This window comes from Bartonella sp. MR90HLJMH (assembly GCF_042194115.1).
GTDB classification, from domain to species: domain Bacteria; phylum Pseudomonadota; class Alphaproteobacteria; order Rhizobiales; family Rhizobiaceae; genus Bartonella; species Bartonella grahamii.
Genome location: NZ_JBHIMM010000002.1, coordinates 50,549 through 64,210, shown reverse-complemented (window position 1 = coordinate 64,210; position 13,662 = coordinate 50,549). Strand labels below are relative to the sequence as shown.

Sequence of the window (13,662 nt, the reverse complement as noted above, 5' to 3'; positions counted from 1 at the left end):
ATAACAAATTGATTAATCATCATAATCTAGCATTATTCATATTAAATTAGAATCTTGAGTATCGTAAGATTTCTCATTTCAAATTTCTCTCATGTTGAATCAATCAAAATCACTTGCTTTTCGGTCGCAAGCGGAGCTGATCTGTGAGTAAAAACTGTACAAAAAGAGCTAGTAGAACCGTCTCAAGCACCAAAGGATATACCAACATTGGAATCTGGCAAGATGTGTAAGGATGCGGGCTTGCTTTTTCATCAGGCTTGCTTTTTCATTAAGCGTAAAGATCATAGTGCCGTTTATACACTGCACCGAAACTTTACCATTTACCCTTCTACAAAACCATTATAACATTCAAAAACGCCGTCATAAAATGGATGCAACAAATATTTCTTTTAAAAAAAACGCGTGACAGTACAACATAAGCATATTTTGTCTTGGGCGCTCTATTTTGCATGAGAAGCATTCCCCATTAAAGAACGCGATAAACAAAAGCATGAAATAAACCATTATCTCCATTCTGTAACAGGCATTCCAAATACTTTTGAAAGTTTGTAAAGCTAACTTAAAAAAATAACAATACAAATGAGCGTTGATATTGCCCCTTGCAACTTCATATTTTTCCAAAATGAGGTTATATTCTCATTTCAGAGATTACGAGATATACGCAATATTCTTACTCCAATCGGACATACAAAATCTAAAACGATTCATAGAACTCTTAAAAGTCTTAACCTCTGTTTTAAACAGACCGCTAAAGATTAGATATTGATGAACAGATAACAAAAAAATCACAAACTTAGGTAAGCAACACCATAAAACCATTCATAAACCAGCGATGAACTGGAGAGTCATACCGGCTTTGATAAAATACTTCGCTCAACCCCATACATAAAACATCTGGTTTTAAGTTTACTTATTTTTACAAGCTGTTCGTAACAAATCCCTTATATTCACAAAAATAAGAAAAAATATATGGACAATTCTTAGTTCAAAAATATAAAAAGAAAGCGTGATATTCATAGAAAAGTCTCATGTGCCTTTATCATCAAAAGCACTAAAGATTATTGAATGTGTACACCTTCTGTCTTGTAACGGTTTTCTCTTTTCTGCTTATAAGAAAACACCCTGGTATCAGCATACACTAACCCCCAATATTACAAAAATCCTTACATTTGAAAGTATTCATTATAGACATTTTGTCCTTTCTTATAGAGTTTTTACCCACATACCAGCCCCACTTATGACCGAAAAGCAAGTGATTGCCATTGATTCAACATGAGCGAAATTTGAAATGAGAAAATCCTACGATAGACCCTTCATTCAAGGCACAAAACAACAAATGAACCTTATAAATCAATGTGATGTAAATCTCTATTTTTTATGGAGAATCACATGTCACAATATAAGCCTATAGACAAACCATTGCCTTAAATATTCTCATAAAAACACCAGTATGCTTAAAGCCTTACATGGGGCAACCGTCTTAAACGACGATATTTTACGGTTTAATAGGATTCCCTCTACATTCAATAAAAATTAAGTGCGATACAAAATGATTCCATTACTGACCTAACTTATATCAATACCCCAGCTCTTAACGAAATCATCATAAAAGACACTGACACAAGCAATCCTTTATAGCCTCTCAAAAAAACAAAAAAATCATCTCCCACAATAGAATCATTTTTCTATGGCCAAGCCTTACACATGTTCTCAAGAAAAAGCGAAAAACGCATCTCACCCAATGCATTCACTCATGAATCAAAAGAAGCTTACTACTGGAAAAGAGATAAAACGCTAAAGTTTTAACCACTAAAACGGAACGCCCGCGATACATTCCCGTTTTCAAATCAATGTGATAAGGGCGACGCAGGGACACCTCAACATCCACCTTAAAGCGAAAATGCACGCCACAAACGTGCATTCACTCATGAATCAAAAGAAGCTTACTACTGGAAAAGAGATAAAACGCTCAGTCTTTAACCACTAAAACGGAACGCCCGCGATACATTCCCGTTTTCAAATCAATGTGATGAGGACGACGTAATTCACCAGAATTTTTATCTTCGATATAAGTCGGCGCCTTCAGAGCATCAGCCGAACGGCGCATGCCCCTCTTCGCTGGAGAGGTTTTTCGTTTAGGTACAGCCATAAAAAGACACTCCAAATCCATTAAAACAGAAAAAGCAATGTCAAAAATGACAATGCTTCATTTAAAAACACCATAAAATTTTAAGATGTTATACACTGATAAACAAGAAGAGGCAATGTCAAAATGCTCATCCTCTTATCAAAAATGATGTCAAAATGATCAAATGAATATCAAAAACACCGCAAAATTTGAAAATTTTATACGCCAATGAAAGCATCCTCATAAGACCTTCATTCAATTTTTATTTGGCTTAAAAAGGGATTTGCACATACAATAGAGATACGGATAAAAAGAGAAATTGATTTTTAATAAAAAACGACGCCAATTTATGAAAACAAGAAAAAGCGACAACATTTCTCTTTAAAACTTCGTAATTTCATTTTTGTAAAAACAAAGGAAGCAAGAATGCACGAATTTACTACCCTTCTTGCAAAACATGGACACACCGTTGAAAAGCGGCTTGATACCCTGTTAAGTGATCAAATCCAAAATGGTGAAATTTCACGCCCTAAAAACTTAATCAAAGCCATGCGCTATGGCGTGCTGAACGGTGGAAAACGCCTGCGTCCTTTTCTTGTGATTCAAAGCGCTGCACTTTTTGATATCCCTGTAGAACATTCTCTTGATGTTGCATGTGCCTTAGAATGTATCCATTGTTATTCGCTCATTCATGATGATCTTCCCGCTATGGATAACGATATACTCCGGCGTGGAAAACCCACCGTCCATATAGCATTTGACGAAGCAACAGCAATTCTAGCAGGCAATGCTCTCTTAACATTTGCCTTTGAAATCATTGCCCATAAAGCCAGTACTTTATCTACAGACATTAGAATCAAACTGATCACGTCTCTTGCACAATCGGCAGGACTTGGCGGTATGTTAGGTGGACAAATGCTGGACCTTGCAGCTGAAAAAAAACCGCAAGGAAGTAGTGACATCATCACTCTACAACACATGAAAACAGCAGCCTTGATAAGCTTTGCTTGCCAAGCAGGCGCCATCATTGGCAATGCATCTAAAGAATTAACCGAAAAGCTTACTGATTTTGGTACCTATCTTGGTTTAGCCTTTCAATTAACCGATGACCTTCTTGATGTCACCGCCAACACGCAAACCCTAGGAAAAACTGCTGGGAAAGATGAAACGGCACAAAAAGCAACTTTTGTTCATCTTTATGGCATTGAAGAAACCCAAAAAAAGCGAGATACACTTATCAGTAAAGCAGAAGCATTCTTACATCCTTTTGGCGCTAAAGCACTCCCCCTCCAACAAGCAGCACACTTTAGTGCAAGACGCAAAAATTAAACTTCATCTGCTCCATTGCACATAGTGTAAAACATCACCTTTGTTGAATGCATAATAGACTTTTCAAAGAAACGTTACCATTAATCTCCATTATAGTCCTTATCATGAAATGGGTGCGACAAATCTTGAGAGGGATTTCATTAAAACAAACCGCGTGAATTTATAACACAAGTGCATTCTGGGTATCCCATTTTGCATGAAAAATACCTTCCATTAAAGAATGAACGAAAGAAAATGTGAAACAATGCGCAATCACCATGCTTTAAAAGATATTACCGTGGATGCTTTAAAGCCGAATAAAAACGATCAAAAAGAAGAAAACTCGTTTTCTCCTTCATGTCTTTAATCTTCTAACGATAAGGCAAAAAATAAACAGGATAAGTATCAAACAAGGCATTTTATAAACCCGTAAAAAACAATAAAAGAAGTACAATGCCCTAAGTAAATGCCCTCAGTAGAGAATCGTAATTTTTATGCCTTTCCACGCTATCTTGTTATAGAAGATCAAATATGGTTACATTCTGTAAATTCACTCGTGTATTGCTTGATCTCTAAAAACACTTTTACAAAAGTACTCGTTGTTTAGTTCAAGCATCATTTTTTTGAAGCCCGTATTTAAAATATCAAAAAAAAATGAACACAATGGCTATTTTGATTTTTATGCCACCCTCAAAGAACAAAGTTTTTTAACCCAATCTGCTCTGTAAACAGTCTAGATTCTTAACCGAGTAAGTTCCTCTAGCTTTCCACGCATGCGATTCACTTAAACTAAAGACTCGATAAACAAGACTTAAGAATATTCACCATGCAATTTTTAAAATATTTAATGTGTCAAACAGACAACCTTCACCTCCCCTCAAATGACAGTGTATTACGGCATAATAGGATAAATAAAGTCATCAATTTCAATAGAACGAAAGACCAAAGCAGTATTATTACTAATCTCTCTTTTCTTCGCAAAAAAGCTACAAATAATTTATTTATAATGATAATTCAGCGTTATTCATATTGAATTAGAACTCTGAATACCGTAGGATTTTTTCATTTCAATCTGTGTATGTTGAATCAATCAAAATCATTTGCTTGCACCTCACAAACGGAGAAAGCCGCGTGGGGAAAAACATCAAAGAACGGATTAAAAAATACCTCTTATGAATCGTCTCAAGAGCCAAGAGCTGTAGCAACATTAGGGGGCAGCAAAGTGAGTGATAGTGTCGGCGCGCTCCTTCAAAAGTAGAAACATTTTTACAAAACTATGTAATAATTTCAATTTAATAATAATCACGATCACTGTAGAACTTTAATTCGTCACGCTCTTTATCTCGTTTATTCAATTCATCGCATAAAAAGAGAATTGATAAGATTAAACAGAGAATGATCATTGAAACAGAAAGATAAAAAAGTCCTTATTATTAATATAATAGCGCAATTTAATTTATGATAAGTACTTTTTTCAAGCTAAGTGTAAATTTCCTCCTTTAAGTGAAATTTTCTTATTAAGATGAAGAGCATCATTGTAAGTGAACCTATACCTGTTGCCAAAGCTGGAAAATATGCCTACCTTTTGAAGACATAATAAAAAACACGCAACATAGCTAAGAAAATATCGTGATGATCAATAAAGTATTATAGCCATTTAATATCTTTCGAGAGAGTTTTGCCCATTACCCATTAAATGTCATTTGTAAGTTTTTCTTGGTTTCATCATGTCATATATCGTATTGAGCTCTATACAAAAACGCGCTATTTGTTTAGTGTTTTCATTATGACAAGCTTCCATCCTAGACACAAGGTCAATAACTTATGTTGTTGGGCTAATGCCATTTCCGCTTGAAGAATTAAGAAATTTTTTCGCATAATCAATCATGGGACCCGTAGAGTTCATAGACATATTATATGCCCAAATAGAATTGTTTTCTCTCCAATTATAGTCATAACGCAAACTGCTTATAACATTAGGGAACATTGCCCATGACATCTCCTCATTATAATCCACCGCGCAATAAATTAACAAAGCGTCCATATAAAACAATAAGTATGTAATGATGCCATATAATATCAAATTTGGGCGCTATATTCTGATACCACGGCTATATACGAAGTTTCTTGCTTGCTCTTGTTTTTGAAAATGTTCAAAAGCCTCGTATTTTCCATTTATGTATTCTTCGTAAAGTTTATTGTACTGCTCTAGACTATCCACGCGAGTACATCCCAACAATACCAATACAGAGACCACAACCAAAGAGAAAATACTCAAAAATGAGAATGAAAGATGCCGTTATCTCAACAAGATCATTCATATTTTAAAGGAAACAGAAATAAAACGCGTTAGATATATCAACAATAAAATCGGTCATGAGGAAAGCCTTTTTGAACAGGCTAAAATTGTCCGACTGCTTAATGAGCTCTAATGAGATAAAGTATTACCAGCAAGTAACCAATGAAAATGGGAAAACTGCTCCATCACCATTCCTTAATAAGCATATAATCCAGCACAATCATTTTCTTTATCAGCGTCCAATCTTGTCAGCAACTCTTGGTGCAATATTCATGAGAAGCATTTTTATTTCTTTTTTAATGATTGTGATGCCACGCCCATTTATAACGTACAAGCAGATGACTTTGATTGCTTCAACATACATAGATTTGAAATAAGAATAACGGATAACATTCTGCTTTCCCATTCAACATGCAAAAACAATGATGCGCCTTAATAAATAAAAGCCTTGATCCACTATAAACCCCATGAAACACACGTGAAATACGTTACTATTTTCACTGAGATTTCTTTAGGGCTCCTTCTAAAAAAAACATTGCCAACAGATAAACCAATAAATAGATACCCAAAATATAAACGAGTGAGAAAAAGCCAAATATATCGACCATATACGCACTCATGTAAAAAAATACCAATAAGCTAAATCTCCCAACGGTTGACAAGAAAGATTCATATGTAGCCCTGAAATGATCACTAATACTATCATGCAAAACAACTTCTACACGAAGATATGTATACTTAATTAAGTAAAAAATCATACAGACTAAAATAACAACAATTTCTTTTTTCGGCTCAAAGAAAACCACTGTAAAAATCAGTGAAACCAAAAGAAACAGCAATAAAACAAAATTCACCCTTTCACTTAGTTTTGTAAAGAGAAAACTAGCCAAGAGCTGAGAGAGCAATATCAGTGAAAATGTCACACCAAGATCAAAATAAGTGACATTAATATTATGATCTTTAAATATCCACTGCCAATATTGCGAGAATATATTGAAAAAGATCAGTGAAAAATAAAAGCATAAAGAGATATAAGGAACTTTAATAAAAATAGACAACATCTCTTTAGCATCATAAATGAGAGAATTCGCTTTATTTGTTTTTTTCTCTCCTTTCAGGTCATCAAGAAAAAACAAACCAAATAGTGTTGTCATCAACATTAAAAACGCCGCGATATACCATATATATTGGCTAGAATAATCAGAAAATATGCACCGATCAAACTGAATACAAACATGCCGATGTAATTATATTGAGAGCTCGCTCCCAGCACTTTTTTAGTCGATGTCACTTTTGCTTTTGCATATTGAACAAGTAAAGCATTATAAGCCCCAGCAATCAATGTCAGCGATAAGGCATTAAAAGATTCTGCCAAAAGAAAACCATAAAAGCTTGTAGAAAATCCCATGAGACATAGCCATGTAGCAGCAAAAGCCGCTGCCAAAACGATCGATATTTTATAACTTTTTCTATCGGCAAAATATCCCAGAGGAATGTCTGTAACCATCATAATAAAAGCCTGAAACGACTTAATGATCCCGATATCAATAAGAGTTAGCCCTTTTTCAAGCATATAAAATACAATAAAGGCACCTGTTAAAATTCTTATACCGTTAAACAAAAATCCAAACGCTAATATATTTGTCATCTATTCCCCAATAACGCCACGAAAGGTGTCAATACATCCTTTTATATAAAGATAAAAGCTTAAATTTTATGACAAATATGGCAATAGCCGCTATGCGGATCTCCAATCCTATCAATTTGATATCCTGAAAATTTCTGGAAATAATGTCACGTTTAGTTTGCTATTGGATCTGTTTGAAAACAGTATTATCAAGGAGAAATGCTTGAAACCAATGAAGAAGCGCCTCAATTTATGAATAATCATCTTGTTCTCAACATGCAACCACAATGAAGACTGATATTGATTTACAAGCAAAAACACAGCCTTTAATGAAGAAAAAATGCACTCCAAGAATTTATTTCAACCCTGTCCAAAGCGTGTATGAATATAATCACTCAAAAGCGCTTCAAATTCTTCAGCAATGTGATCACCCCGCAAAGTTTTTACCTTTTGTCCCTCAATAAAAACAGGTGCCGCAGGACTTTCCCCCACTCCAGGCAAAGAGATTCCAATATCCGCATGTTTTGACTCCCCCGGTCCATTGACGATACATCCCATCACGGCAACCTTCAAACTTTCAACGCCAGGGTATTTTTCACGCCAAATAGGCATATTTTTGTATAAATCTGCTTCAATTTTTTGCGCCAATTGTTGAAAGACCGTTGAGGTTGTGCGCCCACAACCAGGACAAGCCGCAACCACGGGCAAAAATTGCCGAAAACCCATCACTTGCAAAAGTTCTTGCCCCACCTTTACTTCTCGTGTCCGATCACCACCAGGTTTTGGTGTTAAGGAAATTCGTATCGTATCGCCAATACCTTGCTGTAATAAAATACCCAAAGCCACCGAAGAAGCAACAACGCCCTTTGTTCCCATCCCAGCTTCCGTTAATCCCAAATGAAGAGCATAATCACAACGTGCCGCCAAGGTGGTATAGACAGCAATAAGATCTTGAACATCACTCACTTTAGCAGAAAGAATAATTTTATCACGTCCCAATCCCATCTCTTCAGCCCAAAGAGCCGATTGCAGAGCAGACTGCACAACAGTTTCCCGCATCACTTCAGCAACCGATAAAGGATTTTCTTGCTGTGCATTTTCATTCATAAGCCGTGTTAACAACGCATTATCAAGAGAGCCCCAATTCACGCCAATGCGAATAGGTTTATGATACCGACAAGCAATCTCAATAATTTCTGCAAATTGACGATCTTTTTTTGCGCCAAAACCAACATTTCCAGGATTGATGCGATATTTTGCAAGCGCCTCAGCACACGCAGGATGCTCAGATAAAAGCTTGTGTCCAATATAATGAAAATCCCCAACCAATGGTACAAAAAATCCTAACCTCTCCAATCGCTCCCGTATTTTTGGTACAGCTGCCGCCGCTTCATCACGATCAACAGTAATCCGAACCAATTGTGAACCAGCTTGCCAAAGAGCAGCCACTTGAGCAACAGTTGCATCAACATCAGCCGTATCCGTATTGGTCATTGACTGTACAACTATCGGGCTCTGCCCCCCAACGATCACATCACCAACAGCAACACCAATAGACCGACGACGCTCAAGTGGTTTAGATAAAAAATAGGTCGTACTCATCAAGTCCTCAAATTTTTAAAACCTGCGCTATCAATCATCATTTACATTGACTTCCTCCGCGCTTCAAAGGACGAAAATTACACCGCCCCCCAATCTTAACAGATTACTCTCAAAAGGTTCCACCTACTAACCACTGATGCAATTCAACTCATAGGTGCGATTCATCCTATAGACGCACCGGATAAGTTTTACTACTTCTGTTCAAGTTTATACTTCTACACTTGGGTGATTCAAAAAGAAACCGAAACCAAACAGAGACAATACTGTATTTTTAAGTTGCATGCCTATACCGTACATCCACGTCATCGCAAAACGTGTTTTACAACACAACAGATAACGCCTATCAAAGCGCAATTTTTAAAAATTGCATGAAAGACACCGCCAAATTAATCCAACACATTGATTTATAATAATCTATTTTTTACAAATTTGAATAGAAAACCCAAATATCGTAAGATTTTCTCATTTTAAATCTTCTTAATTGAATCAATCAACACCACTTCTCCTAAAGCCGCAAGAGAACATGTAGATAAAAATTCTTTATAAACTATTTCAAGTGCTAAAAGCTATCCCAACACTTTAAACAAACAAAAAAATGAAGATACCGACTTACATCTTTATGAAATAAAGATGATAGAATGAATTCTACACCATTTTGTAAAATTTTTTACCTCACATCCTTAACAAACACCATCATGAAATGAACTCGAGCACATTAAGAAATTCCTCATTAAACCCAAACTCTTAATTCTCATCTCACCCACGCGCGGCATTATCAATGCAACCTTTCAATTTTCAAGCCGTTATAGCAAAACCCCAAACACAATTCCAACTGTCACGCAACAATTTAACACATGAAGGAGTCAATAAATGTGTCTATTTTCACCCAACGCCAAAAATGCTAAAATTAAAAAACGTATAGCACAATTAAAAAGAGAGCTGGTCCCCGTAAATCATTGGAGTTCTCAAAATGATAGCTTTGAAAACATTTCTGAGCTGTTTAACACATGGAAACAAAAAGGCCGTCACGCGCTTTATCACCTCAACGAACATGCTACAGAATTAAAGAAAAAAGCGAAAGAAAATCCTAAAAAAACCCTCGCACTAGCAGCAGGAGTCGTTTTAGTAAGCTTCTTGCTGATCCGTAAAAATTAACAACACAACCAACAACCTTCCCTTTTAATGCCCGACTCAAAGCGGGCATTTTTTATAGTTTACAAAATATAAAATTTACGTCTTTCCCCCTAACTTTACACTTTCCTCCAAAAGATAAGTTTTCATCCATCCCGCTACTGAGTTAGTTCAAAAGAAATGGAAGTGAGTAAAGATGCATGCGCTTTAATATTCTAAGGAACATTAATTGACATCATGATATAGAAGTATAAGAAGCCTAAGAGCTTTAAAAGATGTATTATAAAAAACCAAACGAAATCTTCCAATGTGAATACCCATTTGCTATAAGTAAATGGCACAAGAATTAAACTGAAAAAACCCAAAATTTATCCTCCAGAATCGACCCGCTGCGAAGTATCCACATACGTAACCACAGACATCCCAGGAATGAGCTTTTCAATTCCCTCCTGCCCAGGATCTAAAGAAATCCGTACTGAAATACGTTGCGCAATTTTGATAAAATTACCAATTGTCGTATCTGTTTTTAACAATGAAAACTCTGAACCTGTCGCTGGAGCAAAACGAACCACACGCCCCGTTAACTTTTTGTTGTTCAATGCATCAACAGAAAAAACAACCGGTTGTCCCACACGCATCTGAGAAAGTTGCGTTTCCTTATAATTAGCAATAATCCAAATGTCATCAGAAATAACAGAGACCAATTGCGTACCCGGCATAACATATTGCCCTACCCTAGCGCCAACCAATCCAATATAGCCTGTTCTAGGAGATAAAATCTTTGTGTGATCGAGATTAAGTTTTGCCAACTCAACACTCACCTTTGCTCCCGCAACTTCTGACTGTAAACTTTGTTTTTCAAGATTTAATTGTTTTTGCAATTGTCGTTTTGTTTCTAGGGCTGCCAAGAGTTGTGAAAGAGGGCGAGAAACAGAAACTGCCGCATCACCAAAGCCTAACTTTTTACTATCAGAAACAACATTAGAGAATGCCCGTGAACGCGCTAATTCCGCTTCTGCAGCATTAACTTCTCCCTGTAAAATCTGAGCTTGCAATTCAATACTTGCCAGTTTTGCATTTTTTGAATCGAGAACAGCCTGTGCCCGTGCAAGCTGCTGACGAAAAAGAGAATCATCAAGCTCAAAAAGCAGCATTCCTTTTTCAACACGTTGATAATCTTGCACATAAATCCGTGCAATCACCCCAGAGATCTGTGAACTAACCAAAGTAACATTGCCCTTAATGGAAGCATTATCCGTTATTTGAATGTTATTTACAAAAGGAGGAAGTCTCCAAGCCCACAAAATTAGCAAAACACCCGTAATACCTGACAGGAATGCAACAATCGTAGCTTTTGACCGTAATGCTTTTATCATTTTTTTGCACCCCTCTTCTATACCATCACTCTACTTTTCTAACGCCCGCAAAGAGCATGACTTAACAACTATTGTGACAAGAAAGATAATGAATACAACCATTGAAATATAAAAATAAAGCCGAAAAACGTCATCATAAGCAAAAATATTTGCTGTTAACTTAAATTTTTCTATCAACAGAGAAGTTCCCTGTTCACTCCCTAAGCCATGAGGGACAGAAGTAGCATAAGAAGGCGAAAACAAAGTATTCATCTCACCAGAAATAAGCGGATCAGTCACAACAATATTTTGTGTTAAGGACTCAAAGTTTTTATGGGCAAAATAAAACTGTAGGCTGCCAAAAAAAGCCGATCCCATCAATCCCCCTGTCACTTGCGTTAGCAAAAAAACCGCAATAAAACTCAAAACATAACGCGGTCCTCGCTCACCAGCGATCACAAACCCTTTGAAAAGAGCAGGAGGCAAAAAAAGTGCATAACTAAAACTCACCAACCCTTGGCTCAACATCATATCTTTCGGACGTGTTAAATAGTTTACACGACTGTCTAAATAAGCTCCCAGCGCCAAACAACCTAAAGATAACAAATAAAAATAATCTTCACGCCCCGCCCGTAAAAAAAAGACACAAACAGCCCCCCCTAACAGAATACCCAATGTCACCGCAAGATACATGGGCGCCATCTCACGATTAAGCAAACCAAAAAGATTAAAAAAACCTACGGGCAAATTTGACCGCTCTAACAAAAAAACATGAAAGATCAATAAAATAAAAACAGATTGGACCATTTCTTTACTGAAAATCCAACGTAAATCAATCAATGGTTTTTCTCTATTAAGCTCAATAATAATAGCAATAGCCAACGAGAAAATAGCAAGTGCAAGCCCCCAACCAATCCATGGTGCTTCATACCACCAATACAATATGCCAACAGACATAATCACGGCATTTAATCCAAGACCAAGAGCAATCAAACCATAACTTATCCAATCTAACTTTTGAATAACCTTACTGCGGACAACAGGCGTTAGAGGCAAAGTATAGATACAGACCAAGCTGATGAGAACCAACCCCATTTCCAGAGCGGAAAGACTGGAAAAGCCACCATTTTCCAGCAAATCAGGAGAAATCAAACGTGATAAAGGCGCCGCTAAAGCCGCATTCATATAATTCAAACTAAGACCAATAGTAAACTTCTTTGCTGGAGCAAAAGCCTCCATCATATAAAGCAGCGCAAGCGAAGCCAAAGGCGCAGCAGCAATCCCAGCAAAAAAGCGAATAATCAATGCAGAACGCAAATCCGTAACAAAGAGTTGCAACACGCAAACCAAAACGAAGCCAAGGATTGATAATTCAGCAAAAGCACGCAACCCAAATTGATAGCGGATTTTGATCAACATAATCGCTACACTCACATTTGGCGCCATATAAGCCGCTACCAACCATGTTGTCTCGGTTAAAGTTGCGTGAAAATCACCCGTAAGATGGACAATGTTAGACTGAACAATATTAGCCCCTAAACCATAAGCCCATTGCAAAATAAGAGAAGCAAAAATATAAACAAAACATTTTGGCAAAGGTCCTGCAAAAATACGACCAGGACGAGGAAAAGGTTTTCCACCCCTTTTAGCAAACACAACCGTACTCTTTTTTCCGCTCATGTCACCTTTTTCCTGTATACGCTGCTACGCTTCTATCAACACAGCACCATCAGCTGACAATTGCTGGAAAAAAGCCTCTATTTTATGATTATCCTCATCTCTTGTCCCCCCTTCTAATGTCGCTTGGACCTGCAAAATCCGCTGTTCCAATACATCAAAAGAAAGATGCTCTACAGCCACAACGTGCTCTACCAATAAAGAGCAGCCCGAAAAGGTAATATTTGCAACGCCCCCGCATACAGCAAATAATTTTTCACCCAAAGAGGTGCGAACACGCACACTACCCAACACAATGCTTGCCACCAATGGCGCATGATGCGCCATAACTGTCAAAGAACCTGAGGCTGAAGGAAGAACAACAGACACTACCTGCTCTGAAAACACAATTTTTTCAGGCGATACAAGCTCAAATAAAAAATGCTCTTCTCTATTGTTTTCCACAAAAGTCTCCACAATACCCGATATAAGGACTCTCTGTTTTCTTCAACGACTTATCCTTTTTAACGAAAAACATCCATGACAGTTTTCTCTT

The 13,662-nt window shown here is 36.9% G+C and carries 11 protein-coding genes; 2 read left to right on the top strand and 9 right to left on the bottom strand.

The genetic code is table 11. The features are described 5' to 3' along the window. Window positions 1–1,747: 1,747 nt before the first annotated feature. Together ACFIJ9_RS01460 and rpmF are read right to left on the bottom strand one after the other, a co-directional pair. Window positions 1,748–1,876, bottom strand: coding sequence for a hypothetical protein (locus ACFIJ9_RS01460; RefSeq protein WP_375635506.1), 129 nt, complete (start codon window positions 1,874–1,876; stop codon window positions 1,748–1,750). Between the two features lie 93 nt (window positions 1,877–1,969). Beyond that, window positions 1,970–2,149, bottom strand: coding sequence for a 50S ribosomal protein L32 (gene rpmF, locus ACFIJ9_RS01455; protein WP_005774555.1), 180 nt, complete (start codon window positions 2,147–2,149; stop codon window positions 1,970–1,972). 405 nt (window positions 2,150–2,554) lie between these two features. Between rpmF and ACFIJ9_RS01450 the strand changes: the two genes are divergently transcribed. Further along, a complete protein-coding gene (locus ACFIJ9_RS01450; RefSeq protein ID WP_375635505.1) occupies window positions 2,555–3,457 on the top strand; it encodes a polyprenyl synthetase family protein in 903 nt (300 codons plus the stop codon). A gap of 1,801 nt (window positions 3,458–5,258) precedes the next feature. Here the strand turns inward: ACFIJ9_RS01450 and ACFIJ9_RS01445 are convergent. From ACFIJ9_RS01445 to ispG, 4 genes are all read right to left on the bottom strand, one after another. Beyond that, complete coding sequence (locus ACFIJ9_RS01445; RefSeq protein WP_375635504.1) at window positions 5,259–5,423, bottom strand: hypothetical protein; 165 nt, start codon at window positions 5,421–5,423, stop codon at window positions 5,259–5,261. 809 nt (window positions 5,424–6,232) lie between these two features. Continuing rightward, window positions 6,233–6,895, bottom strand: a complete 663-nt coding sequence (locus ACFIJ9_RS01440) for a hypothetical protein (protein ID WP_375635503.1) — start codon at window positions 6,893–6,895, stop codon at window positions 6,233–6,235. Beyond that, entirely contained in the window at window positions 6,895–7,383 is a 489-nt protein-coding gene (locus ACFIJ9_RS01435) for a hypothetical protein (RefSeq protein ID WP_375635502.1), read from the bottom strand. The genes ACFIJ9_RS01440 and ACFIJ9_RS01435 overlap by 1 nt, the downstream gene beginning before the upstream one ends. 339 nt (window positions 7,384–7,722) lie before the next feature. After that, window positions 7,723–8,964 (bottom strand): flavodoxin-dependent (E)-4-hydroxy-3-methylbut-2-enyl-diphosphate synthase, encoded by a 1,242-nt coding sequence (gene ispG / locus ACFIJ9_RS01430; protein WP_375635501.1) that lies wholly within the window; start codon window positions 8,962–8,964, stop codon window positions 7,723–7,725. Between the two features lie 870 nt (window positions 8,965–9,834). Between ispG and ACFIJ9_RS01425 the strand changes: the two genes are divergently transcribed. Beyond that, window positions 9,835–10,119 carry a hypothetical protein gene (locus ACFIJ9_RS01425; RefSeq protein WP_375635500.1) on the top strand — a complete coding sequence of 95 codons (285 nt, stop codon included), beginning with the start codon at window positions 9,835–9,837 and terminating at the stop codon, window positions 10,117–10,119. A 344-nt stretch (window positions 10,120–10,463) separates the two neighbouring features. Here ACFIJ9_RS01425 and ACFIJ9_RS01420 read toward each other — a convergent pair whose 3' ends face one another. From ACFIJ9_RS01420 to atpC, 3 genes are read right to left on the bottom strand one after another with little or no spacing between them, the layout of a single operon-like run. Continuing rightward, window positions 10,464–11,471, bottom strand: coding sequence for an HlyD family secretion protein (locus ACFIJ9_RS01420; RefSeq protein WP_273787657.1), 1,008 nt, complete (start codon window positions 11,469–11,471; stop codon window positions 10,464–10,466). 30 nt (window positions 11,472–11,501) lie between these two features. Beyond that, entirely contained in the window at window positions 11,502–13,130 is a 1,629-nt protein-coding gene (locus ACFIJ9_RS01415; protein ID WP_375635499.1) for an MFS transporter, read from the bottom strand. 24 nt (window positions 13,131–13,154) lie between these two features. After that, window positions 13,155–13,571, bottom strand: a complete 417-nt coding sequence (atpC, locus tag ACFIJ9_RS01410; RefSeq protein ID WP_015856985.1) for an ATP synthase F1 subunit epsilon — start codon at window positions 13,569–13,571, stop codon at window positions 13,155–13,157. Window positions 13,572–13,662 lie beyond the last annotated feature (91 nt).